General features: G+C 32.1%; 23 protein-coding genes. 9 read left to right on the forward strand and 14 right to left on the reverse strand.

The window, feature by feature from the left end:
• The coding region (gene sppA, locus ACKVOV_RS04095; RefSeq protein ID WP_409205498.1) for a signal peptide peptidase SppA at positions 1 to 1,497 on the forward strand (1,497 nt) is incomplete at its 5' end.
• A gap of 104 nt (positions 1,498 to 1,601) precedes the next feature.
• Here sppA and ACKVOV_RS04100 read toward each other — a convergent pair.
• The 8 genes from ACKVOV_RS04100 to porU all read right to left on the reverse strand — a co-directional run bounded on the left by ACKVOV_RS04100 (position 1,602) and on the right by porU (position 12,480).
• The gene (locus ACKVOV_RS04100; protein ID WP_409205499.1) at positions 1,602 to 2,666 is read right to left on the reverse strand and encodes a mannose-1-phosphate guanylyltransferase; all 1,065 of its coding nucleotides are present in this window, start codon (positions 2,664 to 2,666) and stop codon (positions 1,602 to 1,604) included.
• Positions 2,667 to 2,725: 59 nt separating this feature from the next.
• A complete protein-coding gene (locus ACKVOV_RS04105) occupies positions 2,726 to 3,325 on the reverse strand; it encodes a SprT-like domain-containing protein (RefSeq protein WP_409205500.1) in 600 nt (199 codons plus the stop codon).
• On the reverse strand, positions 3,326 to 4,003 hold the full coding sequence (locus tag ACKVOV_RS04110) for an SDR family NAD(P)-dependent oxidoreductase (protein ID WP_409205501.1): 678 nt from the start codon (positions 4,001 to 4,003) through the stop codon (positions 3,326 to 3,328).
• A gap of 83 nt (positions 4,004 to 4,086) precedes the next feature.
• Positions 4,087 to 5,721: a 2-oxo acid dehydrogenase subunit E2 gene (locus ACKVOV_RS04115; RefSeq protein WP_409205502.1), complete on the reverse strand. Its 1,635-nt coding sequence runs from the start codon at positions 5,719 to 5,721 to the stop codon at positions 4,087 to 4,089.
• A 2-nt stretch (positions 5,722 to 5,723) separates the two neighbouring features.
• Positions 5,724 to 6,722: a pyruvate dehydrogenase (acetyl-transferring) E1 component subunit alpha gene (pdhA, locus tag ACKVOV_RS04120; RefSeq protein WP_409205503.1), complete on the reverse strand. Its 999-nt coding sequence runs from the start codon at positions 6,720 to 6,722 to the stop codon at positions 5,724 to 5,726.
• Positions 6,723 to 6,864: 142 nt separating this feature from the next.
• Positions 6,865 to 7,347 carry a cytidine deaminase gene (gene cdd, locus ACKVOV_RS04125; RefSeq protein WP_409205504.1) on the reverse strand — a complete coding sequence of 161 codons (483 nt, stop codon included), beginning with the start codon at positions 7,345 to 7,347 and terminating at the stop codon, positions 6,865 to 6,867.
• Positions 7,348 to 7,418: 71 nt separating this feature from the next.
• The gene (gene porV / locus ACKVOV_RS04130; protein ID WP_409205505.1) at positions 7,419 to 8,612 is read right to left on the reverse strand and encodes a type IX secretion system outer membrane channel protein PorV; all 1,194 of its coding nucleotides are present in this window, start codon (positions 8,610 to 8,612) and stop codon (positions 7,419 to 7,421) included.
• 43 nt (positions 8,613 to 8,655) lie between these two features.
• Positions 8,656 to 12,480, reverse strand: a complete 3,825-nt coding sequence (gene porU, locus ACKVOV_RS04135; protein ID WP_409205506.1) for a type IX secretion system sortase PorU — start codon at positions 12,478 to 12,480, stop codon at positions 8,656 to 8,658.
• A 202-nt stretch (positions 12,481 to 12,682) separates the two neighbouring features.
• Here porU and gldJ point away from each other — a divergent pair, with 202 nt between their 5' ends.
• From gldJ to tsaB, 6 genes are all read left to right on the forward strand, one after another.
• Positions 12,683 to 14,413 (forward strand): gliding motility lipoprotein GldJ, encoded by a 1,731-nt coding sequence (gene gldJ / locus ACKVOV_RS04140; protein WP_409205507.1) that lies wholly within the window; start codon positions 12,683 to 12,685, stop codon positions 14,411 to 14,413.
• Positions 14,414 to 14,483: 70 nt separating this feature from the next.
• Positions 14,484 to 15,767, forward strand: a complete 1,284-nt coding sequence (locus ACKVOV_RS04145) for a UDP-N-acetylmuramoyl-tripeptide--D-alanyl-D-alanine ligase (protein WP_409205508.1) — start codon at positions 14,484 to 14,486, stop codon at positions 15,765 to 15,767.
• A gap of 276 nt (positions 15,768 to 16,043) precedes the next feature.
• Positions 16,044 to 16,622, forward strand: coding sequence for a MarC family protein (locus ACKVOV_RS04150; RefSeq protein ID WP_409205509.1), 579 nt, complete (start codon positions 16,044 to 16,046; stop codon positions 16,620 to 16,622).
• Between the two features lie 39 nt (positions 16,623 to 16,661).
• Positions 16,662 to 16,865, forward strand: a complete 204-nt coding sequence (locus tag ACKVOV_RS04155) for a hypothetical protein (protein WP_409205510.1) — start codon at positions 16,662 to 16,664, stop codon at positions 16,863 to 16,865.
• A complete protein-coding gene (locus ACKVOV_RS04160; RefSeq protein ID WP_409205511.1) occupies positions 16,865 to 17,470 on the forward strand; it encodes an FAD-dependent oxidoreductase in 606 nt (201 codons plus the stop codon). The genes ACKVOV_RS04155 and ACKVOV_RS04160 overlap by 1 nt, the downstream gene beginning before the upstream one ends.
• A 77-nt stretch (positions 17,471 to 17,547) precedes the next feature.
• On the forward strand, positions 17,548 to 18,216 hold the full coding sequence (tsaB, locus tag ACKVOV_RS04165; RefSeq protein WP_409205512.1) for a tRNA (adenosine(37)-N6)-threonylcarbamoyltransferase complex dimerization subunit type 1 TsaB: 669 nt from the start codon (positions 17,548 to 17,550) through the stop codon (positions 18,214 to 18,216).
• On the opposite strand, the gene ACKVOV_RS04170 is transcribed toward tsaB, so the two are convergent.
• The 4 genes from ACKVOV_RS04170 to ACKVOV_RS04185 form a co-directional block, all read right to left on the reverse strand.
• Positions 18,217 to 18,570: a hypothetical protein gene (locus ACKVOV_RS04170; protein WP_409205513.1), complete on the reverse strand. Its 354-nt coding sequence runs from the start codon at positions 18,568 to 18,570 to the stop codon at positions 18,217 to 18,219.
• Positions 18,571 to 18,620: 50 nt separating this feature from the next.
• On the reverse strand, positions 18,621 to 20,639 hold the full coding sequence (locus tag ACKVOV_RS04175) for a thioredoxin domain-containing protein (RefSeq protein WP_409205514.1): 2,019 nt from the start codon (positions 20,637 to 20,639) through the stop codon (positions 18,621 to 18,623).
• Positions 20,640 to 20,774: 135 nt separating this feature from the next.
• Positions 20,775 to 20,975: a dodecin family protein gene (locus tag ACKVOV_RS04180; RefSeq protein ID WP_409205515.1), complete on the reverse strand. Its 201-nt coding sequence runs from the start codon at positions 20,973 to 20,975 to the stop codon at positions 20,775 to 20,777.
• 60 nt (positions 20,976 to 21,035) lie between these two features.
• Complete coding sequence (locus tag ACKVOV_RS04185; RefSeq protein WP_409205516.1) at positions 21,036 to 21,932, reverse strand: NifU family protein; 897 nt, start codon at positions 21,930 to 21,932, stop codon at positions 21,036 to 21,038.
• 298 nt (positions 21,933 to 22,230) lie between these two features.
• On the opposite strand from ACKVOV_RS04185, the gene ACKVOV_RS04190 reads away from it, so the two are divergent.
• Both ACKVOV_RS04190 and ACKVOV_RS04195 read left to right on the forward strand, forming a co-directional pair.
• Positions 22,231 to 23,229: a type IX secretion system membrane protein PorP/SprF gene (locus ACKVOV_RS04190; protein ID WP_409205517.1), complete on the forward strand. Its 999-nt coding sequence runs from the start codon at positions 22,231 to 22,233 to the stop codon at positions 23,227 to 23,229.
• A 47-nt stretch (positions 23,230 to 23,276) separates the two neighbouring features.
• Positions 23,277 to 23,792, forward strand: a complete 516-nt coding sequence (locus tag ACKVOV_RS04195) for a gamma carbonic anhydrase family protein (protein ID WP_409205518.1) — start codon at positions 23,277 to 23,279, stop codon at positions 23,790 to 23,792.
• A gap of 5 nt (positions 23,793 to 23,797) precedes the next feature.
• On the opposite strand, the gene murI is transcribed toward ACKVOV_RS04195, so the two are convergent.
• Positions 23,798 to 24,577, reverse strand: coding sequence for a glutamate racemase (murI, locus tag ACKVOV_RS04200; RefSeq protein WP_409205519.1), 780 nt, complete (start codon positions 24,575 to 24,577; stop codon positions 23,798 to 23,800).
• Between the two features lie 56 nt (positions 24,578 to 24,633).
• Entirely contained in the window at positions 24,634 to 26,679 is a 2,046-nt protein-coding gene (locus ACKVOV_RS04205; RefSeq protein ID WP_409205520.1) for a M13 family metallopeptidase, read from the reverse strand.
• Positions 26,680 to 26,707 lie beyond the last annotated feature (28 nt).

The following is a 26,707-nucleotide window of genomic DNA, read 5'->3' on the forward strand; positions in this document are numbered from 1 at the left end:
GATGATAAAATAAAAGGAATTTCAATTCTAAATAATACTTTAGCACTTGGTGTTGCACAAACTAAAGCCTTAAGGAATCAGTTAGAAGATTTTAAAAAATCAGGAAAATTTGTTATGGCTTATGGGAATGCATATTCACAAAAAGATTATTACCTGAATTCAGTTGCGAATACTGTTTACTTAAATCCTGTTGGAGAATTAGATTTTAAAGGACTTTCGACCGAAGTGATGTATTATAAAGATTTTCAAGACAAAACAGGATTGAAAATGGAAGTGATTCGTCATGGAAAATATAAAAGTGCAGTAGAGCCATTTTTGCTAAACGAAATGAGTCCTGAAAATAGAGATCAAATTACTACTTTCTTAACTTCTATTTGGAATGCTATGGCTGCTGATATTTCGAAATCTAGAAATATTCCAGTTAGACAATTAAATGTCATTGCAACAGGATTACTAGCTAGAACTCCAGAGATGGCTTTGCAAAATAAATTAATTGATAAAATAGCTTACGAAGATGTGTACCATGATGATATTAGAAAAGCGCTAAAAGCAACTTCTGATGATGATTATAATACGGTTAATATTATGGATTATGCCCAAGATGTTGCCACATCAACTTCTGATTTTGAAAGAAAAGACAAAATTGCAGTTATTTATGCTCAAGGAGAAATAGGATCAGGTGAAGGTGATATAAATACTGTTGGAGAAGGTTCTATGCGTCGCTCGTTGCAAGAAGCTAGGAAAGATGATGATATAAAAGCTATTGTGTTAAGAATAAATAGTCCAGGTGGAAGTGCTTTAACTTCCGATTTGATTTGGAGAGAAATCGAAATCACTAAAAAAGTAAAACCTGTTGTTGTATCTATGGGGAATTTGGCAGCTTCTGGAGGTTATTATATTGCATGTAATGCTAATGAAATATTTGCAGAAGCCAGTACAATAACTGGATCTATTGGCGTTTTTGGGACTTTACCAAATCTATCTGAAGTGACAAAAAAATATGGTATTAATACTGAGTTGGTAGAAACTCATGAAAATGCGTCAGGTTATAGTTTGTTTAAACCACTAGATGACAATTTTAGAAAAATCACACAAGAAGGAGTAGAGCATATTTATAATACTTTTGTAACTCGTGTTGCTACAGGAAGAAAAATGACTTTTGTACAAGTAGATGCCATCGCACAAGGTAGGGTTTGGGCTGGTTCTGATGCTTTGCGATTGGGATTGGTTGACAAGATAGGTGGCTTAGATGCAGCTTTGGCTTATGCTTCTAATTTGGTTAAAGTGAAAGAATACTCGACTGTCGATTATCCTAAATATGAGAAAAACTTTAAAGATTTGTTTGGTGGACATGGTTTCCCGTTTATGAAATCTCGTGAGAACTTAATTAAGGAAGAAATAGGTCTCGAAAATTATAAAATTATCGAGCAAATTAGAAAAATGAATTCTCAAAAAGGTATTCAGGCAATGTTGCCATTTGAGGTCAATGTTAAGTAGATATTTTCTATAAATAAAACTAAAAAAGCACAATATAAAATTGTGCTTTTTTAGTTTTATTATTGAGTTACAATTAGAAATTTTTGTTATTAATCTGTTTGCTTTTAGTTTTGAATCTCTAATTTTTTTACAATACTTTTAATGTCTTGTTCTTTGTTTTTTGGATAAATTAATAAAACATCCTCTTTATCTACTATGATATAATCATGTAATCCATCAATAACTATTATTTTTTTTGCATCGGAACGTATAATGTTATTTGATGAATTTTCAAGTAAAACTTTAGCGTTAACTACAGCATTATTATTCTCATCTTTGTCTAATTTCTCATGAAGCGAACCCCAAGTGCCTAGGTCATTCCAATCGAAAGTAGCAGGAAGAACAAAAACATTTTTTGCATTTTCCATGATGGCATAATCAATAGACACATTTTCGGCTAATGGATAATTTTCAGTTATAAATTTTTTTTCATCTTTGGTATTGTATAAATCATAACCTTTCATAAAATGTAAAAACATTTCAGGTTGATACTCTTCAAAAGCTTTTAGTATAGATTGTACACTCCACAAGAAAATTCCTGCATTCCACAAATAATTCCTGCTTTGAATAAACTTTCTCGCTGTTGCATAATTCGGTTTTTCTCTAAATTGAACTACTTTTTTTATGGGGCGACTATCTAATTTGTCGAACTCGATATATCCGTAACCTGTGTTAGGAAAAGTTGGCAAAATACCTAAAGTCATTAGGGTTTCTTCTCTTTCACACACATCAAATGATCTTTGCAAATTAGCAACAAATTGCATTTCGTCTTCAATCCAATGATCGCTTGGGGCAACAACCATAATTGCATTTGGGTTTTGCTTTTTTATTTTTAATGACGCATACAAAATACATGGTGCCGTATTTCGCATTGCCGGTTCTAGTATGATTTGCTCTTGATTTACTGAAGGTAATTGTTCTAAAACAATATCATTATAACTCTCATGAGTTAGAATTAAGATATTTTCTTTAGGAATAATTTGAGACAAACGACTGAATGTTTTTTGAATTAAAGTTTCTCCAGTTCCTAACATATCGTGAAACTGTTTTGGAAATTCTACGGTGCTTACTGGCCAAAATCGAGACCCAACACCACCAGCCATTAATATTGCGTAATAATTTTTATTCATTTTTTTAAGTTACAAAGGTTCAAAGTTATAGAACTGCTAAGGCTTTTTTACAATTTAAATCAATTTGGTAATAATTCTACTTCGGCATTTGGATTAAATAAATAGGTTCTACCAGAACTTATTTCTAAGCATTCAAATCTTTTTAATCGTAATGCTACTTTTTTAAAAATTTTACCGTTATGAATGCGAAACATACTTCCGTAGGGAATCTCAAAGATATAGTTTTTATCGTTCTCTGGGTCAAATTGTTTTAATGCTAAGGATAAAGTAGCATCTGTATCGCTACTTGCTTTTGGATTTATGAAATGTCTAGCCAACAATGGTAATAATTGACTTGGAAATATTTCGGGACGAATAAACGGAACCATCAATCGTTGAAAAGTTAGTTTCCATTCGTCTCCGTGTGGTTTTATGTTTCGACCGTATTTTTCGAAAGCAACTAAATGAGAAATTTCATGAATTAATGTCATCAGAAATCGATACTTATTCAAACTGGTATTGACAGTAATTTCATGTTTTCCAGACAATCCTTTTCTGTAATCTCCATGACGAGTTACTCGCTCGTTTACGATTTTTAGATGAACCTGATTGATTTTTATTAATTCAAAAACTGGCTCTACCGAGTGTTCTGGTATATATTTCTCTAAAACGGTTTTCATTTACGGTGTTGTTGTCGAAACTTGTAAAACTCTTCCATTATAATATTTATTACCAGTTAAAGCAAAATTATAAATATAATCAGCCATTTCTGTTGCTGAAAGTGGTGCTTGATAACCTGGAAAAGCTTCTTGTAGCATTTCGGTATTTACAGATCCTAATGCTAAAACATTAAATGAAATGCCACGTTCTTTATATTCTTCGGCCAATAATTCTGATAACGTAATCACTGCTCCTTTGCTAGAGCTATAAGCAGATAATCCTGCAAACTTCATACTTCCCTGAATTCCGCCCATAGAACTTATGGTTACCACATGACTTCCTTTTTGAAGATAAGGCAAAGAAATACGTGTTAGATTAGCTACTCCAAAGACGTTAACTTTATAAATATTTTCAAATTCTTCGGAAGTAGTTTCTCCAAATGACTTTAATAATAAAGAACCAGCATTATGAATAATAATATCCACTTTTTTCCATGATTGTGAAAGAAAATTTTCTACTTGTTCTAAATCTTTTTCGACAGCTAAATCAATAGAAATACAAGTAATGTTAGCATTCCCAATTAGTCCTTGTGGAATTTTTCTAGAAATAGCTAAGACATTATGTCCTGCTTTTGCGAATAGCAAGGCTAATTCGTAACCAATTCCTCTAGAAGTTCCTGTGATAATAATATTTTTCATGAAAAATGAATTTAAGCTAAAATAAAAAAAATCTCATCATGATTGAATCAAGATGAGATTAAATATTAAATAAATATTGACAATTATGCCAACATCGTTACTGGATTTTCAACAAATTGTTTTAATGTTTGTAAGAATTGCGCTCCTGTTGCTCCATCGACCGTTCTGTGATCGCAAGCAAGTGTTACTTTCATCGTATTTCCAACTACGATTTGACCATTTCTAACTACTGGTTTTTCGACAATAGCTCCTACGGATAAAATTGCAGAATTAGGTTGGTTTATGATTGACGTAAATTCTGTAATGCCAAACATTCCAAGATTAGAAACTGTAAATGTACTTCCTTCCATTTCAGCAGGCGTTAATTTTTTAGTTTTAGCTTTTCCTGCTAAATCTCTAACTGCCGAACCTATTTGAGTTAAACTCATTTGATCTGTAAAGTTTAAAACTGGAACTACCAATCCGTCTTCAACAGCTACGGCAACACCAATATTTACATGGTGATTGATGATCATTGCATCTGCTGTCCATTGAGAATTTACCTGTGGATGTTTCTTTAAGGCCATCGCACAAGCTTTGACAACCATATCATTAAACGATACTTTAGTGTCAGGAATAGTGTTTATTGTTGCACGAGATTTCATAGCTTCGTCCATTGCAATTTCGATAGTCAAATAGAAATGAGGTGCTGTAAATATAGATTCTGATAATCGTTTCGCAATGGTTTTACGCATTTGCGAATTCTTAATTTCTTCCGAGAATTTTTCTCCAGCAGGAACAAATGGTTTAACAACAGAAGCAGCAGAACTAATTTCTACAGGCGAAGTAGAAACTGTTTGTTGAACTGCAGCTTGAGGTGTAAATCCTTCTACATCTCCTTTTACAATTCTACCATTTTCTCCAGAACCTTTTACTTGAGATAAGTTGATTCCTTTATCTAGCGCCATTTTTTTAGCTAAAGGCGAAGCAAAAATCCTTTCATTTGAATTTGATTCTTGTTTTTGAGTTGTATTTGGTGTTGAATTAGAAACTTCGATAGCTTTTTCAGCAACTGGAGCAGTAATATTTCCGCCTTTTTTATAATTTTCAGCAATTCCTGTAATGTCCGTTCCTTCTGGTCCTATAATCGCTAAAACGCTATCAACTGGAGCTGTTTGACCTTCCTGAACACCAATGAATAATAAAGTTCCAGCATTGAAAGATTCAAATTCCATTGTTGCTTTATCAGTTTCAATTTCGGCAAGAATATCACCTTCGGCAATTTTATCTCCTACTTTTTTTAACCAAGTTGCCACAGTTCCGTCAGTCATTGTATCTGAAAGTCTTGGCATTGTAACAACTACAACTCCTTTTGGAAGACTAACTGATTTAGATTGCTCTTTTTCCGAAGCTTCGGGACTTTTTGGAGCAACAACTTCTGGGGTAACTTCTGATTTTGCAGCTACTGGACTTCCATTTAATAAAGCAGAAATATCTTCTCCTTCTTGTCCAATAATAGCTAAAAGCGAATCTACTGGAGCTGATTCTCCTTCTGGAATTCCAATATATAAAAGCGTTCCAGAATTGAATGATTCAAATTCCATAGTTGCTTTGTCGGTTTCAATTTCGGCAAGAATATCGCCTTCTGAAATTTTATCGCCTACTTTTTTTAACCAAGTTGCTACCGTTCCTTCTGTCATAGTATCGCTTAGACGAGGCATTGTGATTACTGTTGCCATAATTATAGTCTATGAGGAATAAATGGATAATTTTCTTGGTCGTAAACCACATCATATAATTGTTGCACTTCTGGAAAAGGAGATTCTTCGGCAAATGTTACACATTCTTCTACTAAATCTTTTACTTTTTCGTCTATCGCTTCAATTTCTGCTTCGGTTGCATATTTTTTCTCCATAATTACATCAAGAACTTGAGTAATTGGATCTATTTTTTTATATTCTTCTACTTCTTCCTTAGAACGATACAATTGTGCGTCAGACATCGAGTGACCTCTAAAACGGTAAGTTTTCATTTCTAAAAAAGTAGGGCCATCGCCACGACGTGCTCTATCAATAGCTTCGTGCATTGCTTCTGCTACTTTTACGGGATTCATTCCGTCTACTGGTCCGCAAGGCATTTCGTATCCTAAACCAAGTTTCCAAATATCTGTGTGATTTGCAGTTCTCTCTACCGAAGTTCCCATGGCATAACCATTATTCTCAACAATAAAAACAACTGGAAGCTTCCATAACATAGCCATATTAAAAGCTTCATGTAATGAACCTTGACGTGCTGCACCATCACCAAAATAGGTTAATGTTACACCATCACGACCGAAGTATTTATCTGCAAAAGCCATTCCAGCTCCAACAGGTATTTGTGCTCCTACGATTCCGTGACCTCCAAAAAAACCTTTTTCTTTCGAAAAAATGTGCATTGATCCTCCCATTCCTTTAGATGTCCCGGTTACTTTTCCAAGTAATTCGGCCATAACGGCTTTTGGATCGACACCCATTCCTATTGGCTGAACGTGATTACGATAAGCAGTAATCATTTTGTCTTTTCCTAGTTCCATTGCATGTAAAGCACCTGCAAGAACTGCTTCCTGACCATTATATAGGTGAAGAAATCCTCTTACTTTTTGTTGAATATAAAGTGCCGCTAGTTTGTCTTCAAATTTTCTCCAAAGTAGCATGTCTTCATACCACTTTAAATAAACTTCTTTTGTAATTTCTTTCATCTAATTTTCTTTTGCTAAAGTATTTTGTGCCTGTAAACTATTTTATGAAACGCAAAATATTGACCTCACACAAATTTGCGAAAGGCAAAAATAAGACTTTCCAGTTAAGATGTGAAATTTAAAACGTACTTTTTAAATAATTTTACAAGAAGTTTTTATCAAATGTTAATGGAAGTAAATTTTGAATTGAATTTGATTTATAAATTTCGCCTGATTCTCCCATAAAATAAATTTCGATAGGAGTGTCTTGTTTAAATTCATATTCAAAAATTGATTGACGGCAAGCACCACATGGTGGGATTGGTTTTGTTGTTATTGATGTAGTAGAACCTGCTGTAATAGCCATTTTTATAATTTTTGCATGAGGATAAATAGCTCCTGCGTGAAAAATCGCTACTCGCTCTGCGCATAATCCCGAAGGGTAGGCAGCGTTTTCTTGGTTTGAACCCAAAGCAATTTCGCCATTGTCTAACAAAATAGCTGCTCCTACATTAAATTTAGAATAAGGAGCATAAGCATTTTTTCGAACTTCAATGGCTTTTTCCATTAAGTGATTTACATCGTTAGGTAATTCTTGCATCGATTCAAAAACCGACAATCGAGTATTTATATTAATCTCTTTCATATTTATTAAGGGAAAAAAAATCCAAATTTCAATTACTGAAATTTGGATTAATTATTTATTATTTATTGATTTTAATTCTGATCATAATCATCGCCGAAATTGAATGTTAGAGAAAAACGTAGAGTATTCTCTAAAGGATTTGGTACTTTTGAAGCTGAAAATAAATAAGAAACGTCTAAGGTTACTACATTATATTTGAAGCCTGCTCCCAAAGTAAAGTATTTTCTTTTTCCTTTTTGTTCACTTTCGTGAAAATATCCTAAACGAAAAGCAAATGAATCTTGGTACCAATATTCTGCTCCAGCTGCATAAGTAAATTCTTTTAATTCCTCACTAAAACCGTCTGGGGCATCGCCAAAAGATTTAAAAATTCCAGAAGTCCAGCTAATTGCTTTATAATCTGCATTGGCTTGTGCTACGCCATTTTCTCCAGGATCTAAAGTATCTCCATCACCATTTAAATCTGTAGGAACTGGAATTTGAGGTGTTGGAACTAATAATTTTGCAAATTCTACATTTGCACTTACTTTGTTGTAATCATCTAAAATAAAATCGAAGCCTCCTCCAATACGTAGATTTGAGGGAAGAAAGTTGGCGTTTTTTTCAGCTCCAGTAGCTCCATCATAATTTAATTTAGGACCTAAATTTTGAAAATTAAAACCACCTCTCCAACGACCATTAAAATCTGAATATGCGATTTCTTCCGATTGGTAATATCCAGCAACATCGACTGCAAAACTACTAGCTGCCGAAGCGTCTAATGTTGCTGAAGCTACTTTTAAATTTGATCTAATGTAACGTCCAGCTACAGCCATAGAAAACTTTTCGCTTAACTGTAATGAATAAGATAAATCTAATGCTAATTCGTTTGGTTTAACCACATTTAATGCATTACCAGAATCATCAGTTAGCTGAATCTCACCCAAACTAAAATAACGCAAACTTGTTCCTATAGCACTTCGTTCATTAATTCTATTGAAATAATTAAGTTGTCCTAATGAAATATCATTTACAAGTGCTGTAAGATAAGGTGTGTAACTTACTGCAAAACCTTGTTTTCGTACTGAAAATGCGTATTTTGCTGGATTGTATTGTTGCGAATAAGCATCAGGAGAACTCGCTACTCCATTATCTCCCATACCTGCGGCACGAGCATCGGCAGCAATTAACAAAAATGGAACACCAGTCGTTATAGGTCTTTCAGTCTGAGCATTACTACTTAATCCTAAAAGTAATCCTGTTAGTATAAAAACAATTTTCTTCATTTTATTTTTTTGATATAATAATTAACAAATATATATTCTTTTATTAAAGAATTACTAATTTCTCTATTTTTTCGGTTTTTTTATTGGTAAGATTAGATTTTACAGTCAGTTTGTAGACATAAACTCCTTTTCCTATTTTGTCTCCAAAATCATCTCTACCGTCCCAAGTAATGTCGCGTGAGGTAAACCCTTCATTACTTACTATTTGATTTTTTGTCCAAACTATTTTTCCTGTTATGGTAAATACTTGCACTTGAACTTCAAGTTGCTCGAATGGTTTGTTGTGTGTAAACCAAAACTCGGTATGATTTACAAATGGGTTTGGATAATTTAGAACATTTGTTAAGGTTAATGTTTCGTCACCTACAACTATAAATTGCAAATCTGCGGTTACAATATTATTATAAACATCCCATGCTTTGAATGTTAAAGTATGTAAGCCAATTGCTAAATTTCTGAAAGGATATTTCAGTTTTCCTTTTGTGTAATTATTTAATTCCGTTTCGTAAAAATCATTTAAAATGTATGGTTTTGTTTCATCTCCATCTAAATAAGCAACAATGTCATGACCTATTCCACTAGCTGTATTTATACCATGTTCGTCTTCTAGAAAAGCAAGAAATAAAGGTGATTGATTTGTTGTTCCGCCAGACACGAAAGACTCGTCATTCATATAAATTCTTATTCTAGGCGGTGCAACATCGGCAACGGCATTTGTATTTAATCCGCCAATTTTTATAGAGAAATCATAACCTGTTTGATCTTCTAATGGATTATTGTTTTTTGCATAAAAACTTACTTTCCCGTTTCCTACGGGAATTTTTATGTCCCGTGGGACTACAAATCCAAATTCGAACTGACCATTTGTGACGGAAGCATTTCCTCTAAAAATAGTTTCTCCTAATGTGGTAAAATTCATTATGACTAATACACCACCCGCAACAGTACCGTCATTTCCTAAAGTTGATCTGTTTATTTCTTTGTCAAATACATTAATTGCTAATTCTCCGTTGTAATTAGTCAATGGATTGTCAAACTCATCAGTAACTTCTCCAGAAAGTGTAACATATCCTAAAGCTTGAAGTATGTCTGGGGTGCCTGTTATAGAGACTCCGTTTATTTTTGTTAATTTTATTTTTGGTTTTGGAATGGCAAGTTTTAGTGCAGGATCGCCTATATAAGAAACTACATTGTTTCCTGAATTAGAAGATGCCACTTTAGTTAATCTCACAGCTTCAGCAATAGAGGTGTAGCTATTTGAACCATATGAAAACAACTTCTTTCCTAAATCAATATTAAATTGTTCTCCTGTTGACTGTCCAATTTGTCTAGTTGTAGTTATCATCGAAATTGCTCCTCCTAAAGGATTCCAGTACGTTTGTTCGCCTGCAGTGGGTCTGAAAGGATTATCAAAACGAGTAAACTCACAAGTAACTGTAATAAATAAAGGGTATTTGTATCTGTTGCTTAAATTCATAGCGTCTTTTGTTTCAAACAATCTTTCTCCTGCTAGTCCATCTTCTCCTCCATGTCCAAGATAATTAAATACTAAAGCTCCTTGTCCGAAAGAGTTTATAAAATCTTCTTTGGCTTTAGGGTATTTTTGACCTCCTGATGTTGTTTCTTGTATGTATGAATCAGAATGAATTTTTTTAGAATTAAAAAATGGTTTCTGAGTTGTTATCGTGTTAGATAAATTATCTAAATTAGTTTGCAAAGAAGCATCGCTCGTTTGACCTACATCATCAGACAAAAAAACTAAATTATTACGCCATCTTCCGTAAGATTTTTTGTCATGATAATCTATAATTTTTGTGACCATTTGATCAGCTTGTTCTAAACTAGAAACCAACATTCTTCCTACGGCAATGTCTAAACCTAAAGGGCTGGACATACTTCCTTCATTAGCATCCATCAAACCAAAATAATCATCAGTGATAAATGAGGCTGAAAGTGAGAAGCTTTCTAATGACTGGAATATTGGAACAATATTAGTGTTATTTGAAATTCTATTTTTAAAATCATAAGAAGCATCTCCAAAAAGGCACAAATATTTCACCCTTTTACTTGGTGTCGATGCATTGTCATAAACGTATTTTACAAAATTTCTAATAGCTCCAATATCTTGTTTTCCTGAAGAAAATTCTTCATATAGTCCTTCAAGATTTACGACTTTTACATTAAGATTAGAATATGTTCTGTGAAAATTAGCTAATCTTTCGGCTTGACTATTTAAAGAATATGGCGTCACAATTATGTAATCTACATTCGTAAAAACTCCTTGATTGTTTAAAAATATTTGACCTTTAATATCTTGATTATAGACTAAATAATTTGAATCCTTCATAGGAGAATAAACATCTAAATTATCTACAGCTATAAACTTTCTTTCTTGCCCCATAAATGTTTTGAAAGAAATCTGAGCTTGTCCGTTATTTTGTTTTGAACTTACATTATATATATCGGTAATATCCCAAACTTGAACTATTGCTGAAGCATTACTTATTTTGTATTCGCATGTTCCAATAGATGAAGCTGCAGCATCAACTTTAAATCTAAATTGTTTGCCATATCCATTTAGACTTGATTTTGCTTTAAGGCTTATGTAATCCAAATAACCTATTGCGCTCGGTACTCCATTATTATTGTAGCTTAAATCGATAGAAATATTTGAGTTTGTAATTGTTAATGAAGATAATATGCTTCCTGATGTAGCTAGAGTGCTACTGTTATTTGCTGGCAGACTAATATTTCCAATATTTATGCTGTTAGCTTTTACGGTCATAGAAGTTGCTGAAACTCCAATGGCTGCAGCTTTAACCGTCAATGATACGGGACTTGTAGTAACGATGTTTGGAAAAGAAAAAGAAAAAGTTTGATCATTCACCACATTAAATTGTTCTCCATACCATCTTCTTCCTAAACGCGCTAGGTTTACTCGGTCTATTTCATGAAATTGATATTCATCATAAGTTGTGAATGTTATATCTGGAGGTTGTGGGGACTCTATCATTGGAGAAATCCTTTTTCCGTTAGATGCAGATGATGTTACGTAATAATAAGTTTTATCAGCATACAAATTAACATGAGTCTCACTATCGGTATTGTAGTTGTCAACACCTTCGGCATAAAATAAAATATAATCACTGTCGTTAAAAACGCCGTCATTTTCGCCAACAAATTGAATGGCATTTTCGGCTAAATCTGTTGGGTAAGGATCTGAGTTTGTAAGCGGAATCATTCGTCCGCCATTACCATATATTTTTATCGTACGAGGATCTACATTTACATCAAAACCTAAGTCTAGTAAGAATGCTTTTGAGATTGCATAAACACCGGATTTTTCAACATAAAATTTCCTCCATAGCCCAGTTTTTAAAACAGAATTGCTTATTGCGGAAATGTTTTTTTGAGTTATCTCATTGCTAATTTTATCAGAATAGGTAAATGATAACGATTTAACTCGTTTGTAAATATTTCCCTCTTTTATTATAGGTAAAAAAGTTAGTAATGCATAACTTATATCTCTTGCCTTTGCGTTTTGAATTGTTGCATTAAGTATTTTTGGAATTTGAAATTTATCTAAGTCGCCTAATTTTTCTTCAGAGATAGTCTCAAAAACAATATTTGATATTTTTATGCTGCTTTCATCAACCGAGAAAGGTATTTCAATTTTTTTAGAAAAAGAGATGCTTTTTTTAACTTCATTATATATAAATGACTCGGCTGAAAAATGAGGAATATTTACATTGTAATTTTCAGCAACATTATATTGACCATCAACCCAATCAAGATTAACTATGTTATTGTCTTGAGAAAATGATGTTTGAAAAACAAACAGTATAATTATGAGTACAATTTTTTTCATATTCAAAGATAACGCTATAAAGGTATTTTTATTTCAGCGAGTAAAAATAAATTTTTTAGTACAATAAAAAAATATATAATTCGTTTAACATATAAATGTCAAAAAATATTTTTTTGACTTTTTTTTAAATATTTCTAAAAAAGGTGTTGCGGTTTAATGGTTAATTGTTATATTGCGCCACAAAATAATTACCTACGAAAGTATGAAAGTAAACAAAATTGTGACTGTAAGAGTACTATTTTCATTAATAGTGCTGTTTGGATTTACTAGTTGTAGTAAAAAGTCTAGTTCGAAAAACACTTCGTCCGCTACAGGATGGAAGATTAACGACCCAAGTGGTGGTTTTCAATACAACAATAATTTTACTAAACAAGAGACTGCTCCTGGATTAGTATTAGTTGAGGGAGGAACATTTACAATGGGTAAAGTACAAGATGACGTTATGCATGATTGGAATAACACTCCAAATCAACAACACGTGCAATCTTTTTACATGGATGAAACAGAGGTTACAAACCTTATGTACATGGAATATTTAGATTGGACAAAGAGAGTTTTTCCTCCGTCTGATGAAAACTATAAAAACATATATGAAGGAGCACTTCCTGATACATTGGTATGGAGAAATAGATTAGGTTATAATGAAACTATGACTAATAACTATTTGAGACATCCTGCTTACTCTCAATACCCAGTTGTAGGAGTAAATTGGATACAAGCTAGTGAATTTGCAAAATGGAGAACTGATCGTGTAAATGAGTCAGTACTTGAAAGAGAAGGCTACATGAAAAAAGGAGCAAAAGTTGTTGATGTAGATGCAAACAACACTTTTAGTACCGAAGCATATTTAGCTACTCCATCAACATCGTTTAGTGGAAATGAAGAAATTATTTTAAAGAAAACAGGTCGTAAAGGCGGAAAGAGTGCTAAAAAATCGAAAGCAGCTTCATCAGATACTACTGCAACTGCAGCAGGAGAAGATGGTCCTAAAAACGTATATGCACAAAAAACTTCTGGTATACTTTTACCAGAATACAGACTTCCAACTGAGGCAGAATGGGAATACGCTTCTGCTGCTGATGTAGGTAATAGAGAATATAATCTTTATAGAGGTCAGAAAAAATATCCTTGGAAAGGTTCGTACACACGTTCTGGAAGTAGAGGTACTAGAGGTGACCAATTGGCAAATTTCAAACAAGGTAAAGGTGACTATGGAGGAATAGCTGGATGGTCTGATGACGGTGCGGATATTACTGCTCCTGTAAAATCATACAAACCAAATGATTTCGGTTTATACGACATGGCAGGTAACGTTGCGGAATGGGTACAAGATGTTTATAGACCAATAGTTGATGATGAAGCTAATGATTTTAACTATGTTCGTGGAAACGTTTATACTAAAAATAAAATTGGTGATGATGGTAAAGTAGAACTAATAACTTCTGAGAATATTAAATATGACACATTAAGTAATGGTAAAGTCATAGCAAGAAATAAGCCTGGCGATATTGCTCAAGTTCCTGTTGATGAAAAAGAAACTTATTTAAGACAAAATTTTGATAAGAGTGATGAGATTAACTACAGAGATGGAGATAAACAATCTACTCGTTTGTTTAAACTTAGTGGTTCTGAAGAGGGAGAAGTAAAAGGAAGTGATAAAAACAGAATGTATGATTCTCCTATTCATAAAGTATCTGCTGATAGTACAGGTAAAATGGATAGAAAATTTGACAAATCTGCAAAAAGAACAACACTTATTGGAGATGACGTAAGAGTTTACAAAGGAGGTTCTTGGAAAGATAGAGCATATTGGTTAGATCCTGCGCAAAGAAGATATTGTCAACAAGATATTGCTTCTGATTATATTGGATTTAGATGTGCAATGTCTAGAGTTGGACCTAAATCTGACTTCCCAAAAAGAGCAAGAAACTAATAACTTTCTTATATAATATTTTAAAAGCCCTATATTTTTAGGGCTTTTATATTTTTACTACTTTCGTATTATGAAAATCGAAGAAATTTACCAATGTTATTTACAGTGTACGTCTGTAAATACCGACACACGAAAAATAGAAGCCAATTCACTTTTTATAGCACTAAAAGGTGAAAATTTTGATGCCAATACATTTGCAGAAGAAGCACTTGCAAAAGGAGCTTTATTTGTAATAATAGATGATAAAAAATATTTTACGGATAAGGATAAAATGATTTTGGTTTCGGATAGCCTAAAAACTTTACAAGAATTAGCTAAGTTTCATCGTGAACAATTAGGTCTTCCTATTATTGCCTTAACTGGTAGCAACGGAAAAACGACAACGAAAGAACTTATTAATGTAGTTCTTTCTAAAAAATACAATGTTAAAGCAACTATAGGAAACTTAAATAACCACATTGGAGTTCCATTAACACTATTGTCATTTGATGAAAATACAGATATTGGAATTATAGAAATGGGTGCTAATCATCAAAAAGAAATCGAATTTTTATGTTCAATTGCATTACCAGATTATGGTTATGTTACAAATTTCGGAAAGGCTCACTTAGAAGGTTTTGGTGGTATAGAAGGTGTAATAAAAGGGAAAAGTGAGCTGTATCATTATTTAAAAGAAAACAAGAAAGTTGTTTTTGTTAATTTGGATGATGATATTCAGAAACTTAAAACTTTACAAATTGCACGATATACTTTTTCACAAATAGGAAAAAGCGACGTTAGTATAACTTCAGTTTCAGCAAATCCTATGGTAAAAATTCAATTTAATAATATTGAAATTCAATCAAATCTAATAGGATTATATAATGCAAACAATATTAATGCAGCAATCGCTATTGGAAAGTATTTTAATATTGAAGACCATTTTATTAAGGACGCAATTGAAGGATATATACCAACAAATAATCGTTCGCAATTAATCGAAAAGAATAGTAATAAAATTATTTTGGATGCTTACAATGCAAATCCAAGTAGTATGAGTGCTGCAATAATAAATTTCATTCAACTAAAAGAAAAGGGAAAAATTGCAATATTAGGTGATATGTTCGAGCTTGGAAGCGAAAGCTTAATCGAGCATAAAAAAATAATTGAATTACTTTTGGATCAATCAGAAATTGAAATCTATTTTGTTGGAAAATATTTTTATGCAAACAAAATAGAAATCAGTAATATGTACTTCTTTAGTAGTTATGAAGATTTTGTAAAAAAAATTAAGATGAATATTCCAACAAAAAAAATAATTTTAATAAAAGGTTCCCGTGGCATGTCACTAGAGAGATTTTTAGAGATTATATAGAAATAACCATTATAAATTTAACATTATTTTATGACTAACAACACAATGATTAACAAATATATACGTTGTATATTATATAAAGTTAGTTAGAAGTTAAGTTTTGTTTTTGGTGTTTAGAAAGAAGGGCGTTCAGGAAAATATTTCTTGAACGCCCTTCGGATTTTTATTTCATGAATTATAGCAAGAAATATTTAGAATCTCATTTTTTGCAGTGAAAGAAGAAGCGTTTCTTAATAAAAATTTAGTTGTACTTTTGCTTTATTAAAAAATGCAAATATGTTTGAAATTAGCTTTAAAGAAATTGTAACAGTAAGTATGGTATTGTTTGCCGTAATTGATATCATTGGAAGTATTCCTGTTATTGTCGATTTACGTAGTAAAGTAGGTCATATTCATTCTGAAAAAGCATCTATCGTTGCGATGTTTATTATGATTACGTTTCTTTTTGTAGGTGAAGAGTTGTTACATTTAATTGGGATCGATGTTAATTCGTTTGCAGTTGCAGGATCATTTGTCTTGTTTTTTCTTGCGCTAGAAATGATTTTAGGTATTAGATTGTATCGTGATGAGGAAGCTAAAACAGCTTCAATCGTTCCTATTGCTTTTCCTCTAATTGCTGGGGCAGGTACGATGACAACTTTACTGTCATTGAAATCTCAGTTTCATACTATAAATATTATTATTGCCATTTTACTAAATATTATTTTGGTTTATGCAGTTTTAAAATCCTCATCAAAAATTGAGAAAATGTTAGGAATAACAGGTTTGGGAATCATAAGAAAAGTGTTTGGAGTAGTTTTATTAGCTATTGCTGTTAAATTATTTGCTGCTAATGTTAAAGGTTTATTTGTTTAACCTAATTTTTTAGTAATTTTGACCTATAAATAATTTGAGATGAAAATATTTTCTTATATCATAATCGCGTTTGCTGTAGTTTTTATTGGGATTAATGTCTCAATGTTAAATTTTAAAAACCTGTTTGAAGGGGAAAGCTTAATTGCATTAATTGGTATTTTGGCTGTTTTATGTGCTGTAGTTATTTTGTTGATTTTCAGATTGTCTAAATCGATAGAAGAAAAGTTAAAAAAACAATCTTAATGTTTGATGTTCTTATTATTGGCGGAGGCGTTTCTAGTGTTTCCTGTGCTTTGGTTTTAGGATCTGCTCAAAAAAAAGCTTTTGCTCAGGATAAAAATATAGCAATCATCACACATCAAAAAGCATCCTCACTTCAAGATGCTATTTTTTATAACGCTTACGGTGTGAAATCCGGAAAATTGGGGTCGGAAATTCTAACAGAAAGCACAGCTCAATTACAAGAAAATTACCCTCATATTACTCAAATAGAAAATGAAAAAGTAATTTCAGTTTCTGGTGAATCAGGAAATTTTATCGTTACTACAAATAAAAATAGTTATAAAACTAGAATTATTGTAATTGGAATTGGTTCTTCAAACTTATTTTTAATAAGCGGATTAGAACAATATCTAGAGCCTCACAAAAAATCATTGGCAGAAAAAAATAGAATTCAGTTAAAGAATAATGATCAAAAAGTTGCTGAAGGAATTTATGTTGTAGGAACACTTGCTGGACACCGAAGTCAGTTTTCTATTGCTGCAGGAAGTGGTGCCGCAGTTGCTACCGATATTCTTACTTTATGGAATAATGGTATTGAAACACATATTCACGATAGTATAAGATAATATTCATTAAGTAAAGTATACGACTATTTATTTTTATCACTTTTAGGCTAATTTTGCGATTTATAATTTTCTTTCAAATGATTTACATACTTAATATAGAAACTGCTACAAGAAATTGCTCCGTTGCTTTATCTCAAAATGGTAATGTTATTGCCTGCAAAGAAATTGCTGAAGCAGGTTATTCTCATGCAGAAAAATTGCATATTTTTATTGATGAAATATTAAAAGAAAACAGACTCGTTTTCAAAGATTTATCAGCCATTGCGATTAGCCAAGGTCCGGGTTCTTATACAGGTTTGAGAATAGGAGTTTCGGCGGCAAAAGGATTGTGTTACTCGTTAGATATTCCACTAATTGCAATAGATACTTTAGAGATTTTGGCTAGAAAACTTATTGTACAAAATGGAATAATTATTCCCATGATTGATGCCCGAAGAATGGAATGTTATACAGCCATTTTTAATAACAAACACGAAAAGATAAGAGAAGTAAAGGCTGAAATTATTGGTGAAAATTCTTTTCAAGAAATAACTAAAACTATTCATTTTGTGGGTGATGGAGCTGTTAAATGCAAAGATGTTTTAATTGACGAAAAGTTTATTTACCATGACAATATAGAATTTCCGTCGGCAAATGAAATGTGTAAAATTGCTTATGATAAATACAAAAAAAACGACATCGTTGATGTCGCTTATTTTGAACCTTTTTATCTAAAAGATTTTATGATGACTGTTTCGTCAAAGTAATTAGTCTGCAACTTCGTCTGCTGCTTTTTCTGAAGTCTCTGAAGTGAAATTGTTTGCTTTTTCCTTTACAGTTTCTACTGCGTCATGAGCTATTACTTCAGCTTTATCAATTAAATCACCAGCTTTTTCTTTGATAGAATCAACAGCATTCTCGATAGCTTCTTCAGCTTGAGGAACATATTCTGTTACTTTTGCTTTTGCTTGTTCTGCAAAATCTTCTACTTTGTCCATTAGTGGTGCTGCACTTTCTTTTGCTTTTGCAATCGCATCATCAGCAAAATCTCCTGCTTGGTCAATTATTTCTTCTACTTTTTTTGAACCAAATAGGTTCTTAAAAAAACTTGCTACTCCCATTTTGTTTTAATTTTTAGTTATTCATGTAAAACTACATAAATTTGTTTAAATTATATTTTTAAATTGTTAAAAATTTCTTCAATTCTAGTATTTGGAAGCGAACACGCTTTGTTTTGACAAATATAAAATAAGTTTTCATTTTCGATAAATCTATTCTCTAAAAATGGTAGTTCTGAATTTTTTGCTGTTCCTGCGGTAATAATATGTGGCAAATATTCGGCATTAATTTTTTGTGTATTTTTTACAGATTCTAATCCACATACGGCTAATTCCTTGTTGTCTTCAGACAAGTTTATCCATAAATTTAACCAGTTCGAATATGCTGAAGCATAATCTATACTAGGAATCATGTGATGCAACATTTGGAGGGCTATTTTTTCATAATAACTGTTATTAAATAAAATGCTTAAAATGTATAAATTATTTGCCATAACTGAGTTAGAAGAAGGCATTACATTGTCTTCGGTTTCGAAATGTTGCGCAATAAGTTGCGATGAATTTCTAGAATTGAAAGCAAAAAATTGCTGTTTTTCGTCATAGAAATTATCAAAACAATAATTAGTTAATTCTTTGGCTTGATGCAAATAGGTTTCTTCTAAAGTTGCTTGGTATAAGTTAATAAACGCATCAATTGTAAATGCGTAATCTTCCAGAAATCCTTCAATAGTATTTTTGTTGTTTTTGTATGAACGATATAGAAAACCTTCTGGAGACCATTTTTTTCCTATTATAAATTGTGCGTTTTTTTTGGCAATAGTCAAATAATTTTCATTCCCTAAAGCATTATAAGCGTCAATATATCCTTTTAGCATGATGGCATTCCAGGAAGTAAGTGATTTATTGTCTAGTCTTGGTTTGGGACGTTTTTCTCTTTCGATAAAAAGTAGCTGTTCCCAGTTTTTCTTTTTATTTTGCAATTCATTTTCGGTCAAGCCAAATTGTGAAGCGATACTTTCTAACATTTGACTTTGTATTAAAACATAATTATCATGTTCCCAAAAACCAAAATCGTTTACATTATATAAATGACTGAAAATTTCAAAATCATTTTGCAATATTTCTTGTAATTGATCTTTTGTCCAAACATAAAAAGCTCCTTCTTCGAGTTTGTTATTTTGGTTTAAACTATCGGCATCGAGCGCAGAATAAAAACCGTTATCTGAATTTAAAAATTCTCTTTCAACGAAAGTTAACGTTTTTTCTATTAGTTCTTTATACAACTGGTTTTTAGTCCTTTTGTAAGCCTGAGCATATAAAGAAACAAGTTGTCCGTTGTCATACAACATTTTTTCAAAATGCGGAACATGCCAACGCATATCAACAGAATAACGTGAAAATCCGCCATCGATAGTGTCAAAAAGTCCTCCGTGAGCCATTTTCGTTAATGTTAAATCGACAAAATTAAGTAAATCTTGGGATTGAGTTTGAAAACCATATCGTTGCAAGAACAAATAATTGTTGGGCATCATAAATTTAGGAGCACGAGCGTAACCACCATATTCCCAATCGAAACTTTTAGACCATTTTTCGACTAATGGTTTGATATTATTAGTATGATTTTGTTCCTGAGAAGTATTGTGTTCTACAATGCCTAAAACCTGAATTCCTTGGTGCAATTTCTCAGCGTATTCGATGATTTTTTCGGGATTGGAAATGTACATTTCATGAAGTTGTTGGAGCGTATTTGTCCATTCTTCTTTTCGGAAATAGGTGCCACCCCAAACTGGTCGTCCGTCGGGAAGGCAAACGACATTAAGTGGCCAACCGCCACGATTGGTCATCATTTGAACAGCTTTCATATATATAGCATCAACATCTGGTCGTTCTTCTCGATCTACCTTTATCGAAATAAAGTTAGGATTCATTACTGATGCTACTTCTTCGTTTTCGAAACTTTCGTGTTCCATCACGTGACACCAGTGGCAAGCCGAATAGCCGATGCTTATAATAAGTAACTTATTTTCTTTTTTGGCTATTGCCAATGTGTTTTTATTCCAGGCTTTCCAATGAATTGGATTATTGGCGTGTTGTAACAAGTAAGGACTGGTTTCTAAATTTAGTTGATTCATACTGGTTTGTTTAGCCCCGATAGAAGTGGAAATCCTCGCCATTTTTCTTGGCGAGATTGCAACGGATAGCGGGAAATAGCTTAAAAAAAAAGCGTTTCAAATATTGAAACGCTAATTTATGATTTTAATGATGATTTATTCTAGTTCGAATGTGATTTTTAGATTTACTCTAAATTCAGCTACTTTTCCGTCTTTGACCGATGCGCTTTGCTCCTGAACATATACTGAACGAATGTGCTTTACCGATTTTGATGCTTTTTCGACTGCTTTTTTTGTCGCATCTTCCCATGAAGTTTCAGAACTTGATAACACTTCTATTACTTTTAATACTGCCATGATTATAGTTTTAGTTGTTAATACATTAAAATTACAACATTAATATTAAAAATAAAACTATTACGCGTTTAAAGCTTCAACTTTTAATTCTGGCTCGTTTAGCATGTCTTTTAGCATACTTTCAATTCCATTTTTTAGAGTAAATGTTGATGACGGACAACCGCTACAAGCTCCTTGTAAAATTACTTTTACTTGTTTTGTTTCGTCAGAATAAGAATCAAAAAGAATATTTCCGCCATCGGCAGCAACGGCTGGTCTTATGTATTCTTCGATTATATTGATGATTTTTTGTGAGGTGGTGTCGAGATTGTCAAAATTTGTAATTTGTTGTTTCTCTTCATGTTTAGTTGCTACAACTTTTGTTTCGTCGACTACAATATTACCATTTTCTATAAATTCTTTGATAAAACCACGAACTTCTGTAGTGATTTCTTGCCATTCTGCCACAGCGTATTTAGTTACTGAGATGTAGTTTTCATCGATAAATACTTCTTTAACAAAAGGGAATTTAAATAATTCTTTAGCTAATGGAGAAGATTGAGTTTCGTCAATATTTTTGCATTCGACAATGGTTTTGGTAAGTCTTTTGCTTGCTACAAATTTCATTACGGCTGGATTTGGCGTGCTTTCTGCATAAACGGTAACAGGAGATTTTTTTTGTGTTTCAGTTTGTTTTACGATTTCTCCTCCATTACTTACAAAAGCTTCCATTTGTGCAGCTACCTCATGCTTTACATCTTCCCATTCTACAATATTGTATTTTTCGATAGCAATAAAATTTCCTGAAATGTAAACTGTTTTTACAAAAGGCAAATAAAATAGTTGTTGTGCAAGTGGAGATTCGCCGGCTTCATCAATGTTTTTGTATTCAAAACTTTGATTAGGTGTTATAAAATAAGAAAATTCGAATTTTTGAATATTCGGGTTATTGGTATCTTTTATGGTTATAAGTTTCATGTGTAGATAATATTTATTTTTTATTTGAATGTGTTATATTTATGAGAAAATCTTCGTTTGTATTCAATTTGTGTGCAAAATTAAGAAACCAAATTGGTTTAAAGTAAATTACTTTTTTAATTATAGATTAATTTAACTTTTCCAAAATTGTTAATTTATATCTTTAAGAACATAAAAAAGTTACATAACTTGAAAAACTTTCACAAAAAATTATATCTTTGAGCGTTTTGAAAAACATGTCGTTTTATCTATTGTTTTTTTAAATTATTTGAGTCATTTGTACTAAAAAAATATTAAAATGAATTTTAAGAAAATTATATTAGCTATAGCTTTTATTTCAACTCAATTTGCTTTTTCGCAAGAAGGTATAGCTGTTTATTCAGACTATTTATCTGATAACTATTATTTGATTCACCCATCGATGGCGGGTGCTTCTAGTTGTAATAAAATTAGACTTACAGAACGTAAACAATGGTTTGGTAATAGTGATGCACCGTCATTATTTACATTAAGTTACAATGGTGCTCTTGGAGAAAGTGGAAAATCTGGTATTGGAGCGATACTTTTTAATGATAAAAATGGTTATCATTCTCAAAAAGGGGCAAAAATAACTTATGCACATCACATAATGTTTTCTAGAAGTACTGCGGATTTGAATCAATTGTCTTTTGGTTTAAGTGCTGGATTGGTGCAAAATCAGTTGGATGAAACAAGTTTCGATTTGACAGATTTTGATCCTATTATTGGAGGAATTCTTCAAAAATCAACTTATCTTAATGTCGATTTTGGAGCATCATATAATTTTTTAGATTTTTATGCGCATGCTACTGTAAAAAATGCACTTTTTCAAAGTAGAGGTATTTATACAGATTTTGAGTCAGATAATTTAAGAAAGTACCTTTTAAGTGCTGGTTATACTTTTGGAAACTCAAGAAAATTACTTTGGGAACCTTCTCTTTTGTTTCAACTTACTGATAGAACTAAGGAAAAAGCTTTAGATGTAAACTTGAAAGTTTATAAAGCTGTCGATTTTGGTAAGATTTGGGCTGCTTTATCATACAGAAGAAGTTTTGATGGTGCACAATATGTAAATGGTACGGAATTGAAAAATCAATATTTACAATATATCACTCCAATTGTAGGTGTGAATTATAAAAAATTCATGTTTGCTTATACTTATTCACAGGTTACGGGTAAAGTTAAGTTTGACACTGGAGGTTATCACCAAATTACTTTGGGGTATGATTTTGGGTGTAAAAAAGAGAGATACGATTGTAACTGTCCAGCAGTTAATTAATTATAAAACTTGTCCCGATTATTTCGGGACTATTTTTTTGTATAAATATGCTTATTAAACAAGTAAACGGTAAATATCCGCAAATTCCTGAAGATTGTTTTGTTGCAGAAAATGCGACTATTGTTGGTGATGTTATTTTTGGTTCGTCTTGTAGTGTTTGGTTTAATGCTGTAATTCGTGGAGATGTAAATTTTATTACTATAGGTAATAAAGTAAATATTCAAGATGGTGCAATTATACATTGCACTTATCAGAAACACCCGACTATTATTGGCAATAATGTTTCTATAGGACACAATGCAATTGTGCATGGTTGCACGATTCATGATAATGTATTAATAGGAATGGGAGCAATTGTGATGGATAATTGCGTTATAGAAAGTAATTCGATTATAGGAGCAGGTTCGGTAGTTACGCAAAATACTGTGGTAGAATCTGGAACTATTTATGCGGGAATTCCTGCCAAGAAAGTAAAAGACATTGATCAAAGTAATTTCGCTGGTGAGATTGAACGTATTTCCAATAATTATGTAATGTATTCGAGTTGGTTTAAGGAAGAGTAATTTTCTTAAAAATTTTTCTCAAAAACATTTTTTTCAAAACCCAATATTTTCTTTAGAACTTCAGCATCACTATTTGTGTAAAACATTTGTGTGCTGTTTTTTGAGGAGGTATTTAGTAGATTGTTTTTTTCTAAAATTGATTTTGTTTGTCTTGCTACAGCTTCTCCAGAATCGATTATTTTAATACTTTCGGGAATTATTTTTTTGATAGCTGGTACTAGATAGGGATAATGACTACATCCTAAAACTAAATAATCAATATTTGCTTTTATCATAGGTTCGAGATACGAGGTAAGTAGTTTTGTCATTTCTTGCGATTCGATCTCGCCATCTTCTATGAGTTCTACAAGTCCATGACCTACTTGTTCGATAATTTTTATATTGGTAAAACTTTCTACTTGTCGGTTAAATAGTTCACTGTTTAGTGTACCTTTTGTGGCTAGAATTCCTATAGTTTGTGTTTCGGTTTTATTTGCAGCTGTTTTTATAGCAGGTTCGATACCTATAATTGGGAGTTTATATTTATCTCTAATTTCTTTAATAGCATTTGTTGTAGCAGTATTACAAGCCACAACAATCATTTTACAGTTTTGAGATAATAAAAAATCGATATTCTTAAAACAGAGTTGAATGATTTCTTGTTTAGTTCGTTTTCCGTAAGGAGCATTCTTACTATCAGCTAGATAAACGGTATTCTCGTTGGGTAGTAATTGATGAATTTCTTTCCAGATAGATGTTCCGCCTATTCCTGAATCAAATAATCCTATTGGGTTGTTGTTACTCATAAAACAAATATAAAAAAAAGCTGGCTTATTTTCTTGAATAAGCCAGCTTTTTTAATCTACCAGATAACTACTCTTTCATTTTCTGGCAATCTCATTTTACTTCCTTCTTTTATATTAAAAGTTTTATAAAATTCAGGAATATTACTCAATGGTCCATTAATTCTGAATTTTGCTGGTGCATGCACATCGGTCATCATTTGTTGTGCCAATGCTTCATTTTTAATATTTACCATCCATGCATAACCATAAGCTAAGAAATAACGTTGGTCTGGTGATAATTTTGCAATTTTCTGGTTGGTTTTGTATTGATTTGTTTTCTTAAACGCTTCGTAACCCATAACAACACCACCTAAATCGGCTATGTTTTCGCCTTGAGTAGCATCGCCATTTACAAATTTAGTTGGTAAGGCTTCATATTTGTTAAATTGCGCTACAATCAGTTTCGTTTTGGCTTGAAATTTTTTCAAATCTTCAGTTGTCCACCAGTTATTTAGGTTTCCGTTTTCGTCATACTGACTTCCTTGGTCATCAAAACCATGTGTGATTTCGTGTCCAAAAGTAGAACCACCTATAATTCCGTATAAAATTGCATCGTCAGGCATACGTCCTTCAAAACCAGGAACTAAAATATTACAAGCTGGCACGCAAATTTCGTTATTACTCGGATTATAATATGCATTATAGGTTTGTGGTTGCATATTCCATTCCTTTCTGTCTACAGGTTTTCCGTATTTAGAAATCATATAATTGTAACTCCATTTATTAACTTCTATTACATTGGCACAATAAGAATTTTTATTGATAGAAACGGAGCTCATATCTTTCCATTTGTCTGGATAGCCTACTTTCATTACGATTTTAGCTAATTTGCTTAATGCTTTTTGCTTGGTTGGCTCACTCATCCAATCTAATTTTTTTATATGCTCTGCATATACATCACGAATATTGTTTCCTATTTCGAGTAATTTTTCTTTAGAACCTTTTGGTAAATATTCATCAACATATACTTGACCAATTAATTCGCCAAGTGACCCATCTGTTTGTTCTACTACGCGTTTCCATCTAGGTTTTTGTTTTGCTACACCACTTAAAACAGTTGAATAAAATTTAAAATTTTGTTTTTCAATATCACTTCCTAAATAAGTTGCAAAACTGTTTTCTAAATCCCATTTTAAGTATGTTTTCCAATCCGCAATAGAATAATTTTTTATCATATTACCCAATGCTTTGTAAAATTCTGGTTGTCCAACAATTACCGAATCTGCTTTGGCAATTCCCATTAGTGGTAATATTTTGTCCCAAGAAATATTTGTTGTGATTTTGTTCAAATCACCAATAGTCATTTTATTATAATTCTTAATTGGATCACGAAGTGCTTCTAATTTACGGGATGCTTTTGCTAAATCGGTTTCTAATTTCATAATAGTAGCAGCACTGTTTTTAGCAACAAAATCAGTATTTCCCATTAATTTTGACATCGATTCAAGGTGTTTAACATATTCGTTGCGAATAGTTACTGTTTCTTTATCTGTATTAAAATAATAATCTCTGTTGCCAAGACCTAAACCGCCTTGTGAGAAAAAAACAGCATATTTTGTACTTATTTTATCATCTTGACTAACATAAAAAGAAAATGCGGGACTTGCTCCAATTGTATGTAAATGGGCGATTGTAGACAATAATGAAGGTACGTCAGTAATAGCATCAATTTTAGCTAATTCTGTTTTTAATGGTGTAATTCCTGCTTTATTAATGGTTAAAGTATCCATTCCTGAAGAATAAAAATCACCTATTTTTTGTTTGTTACTTCCTTTATCAGCATTGGCAGCAGCCGATTTTTCACAAATTTGTTTTACCTGATTGTTTATTGTGTCCTGTATGGTTCTAAAAATTCCGTTGCTACGTTCCGAATCTGGAATAGGGTTTTGTTTAAACCAACCACCATTTGCATACATAAAAAAATCGTCTGAAGGACTTACTAAGGTATCACGATTAGTTATTAGAGCATCGGGTGTATTTGGGTCGAAGTCTTTCTCTTTTTTGCAACTTGCAGTTAGCATAATTACTCCAGAAAAAAGTAGGGTAATGGTATTAAATTTCATAGTTAAATTATTTGATAAGGCTTCAAAG

Origin of the sequence: Flavobacterium sp., assembly GCF_046153165.1 — a bacterium.
In the GTDB taxonomy this organism is placed as follows: domain Bacteria; phylum Bacteroidota; class Bacteroidia; order Flavobacteriales; family Flavobacteriaceae; genus Flavobacterium.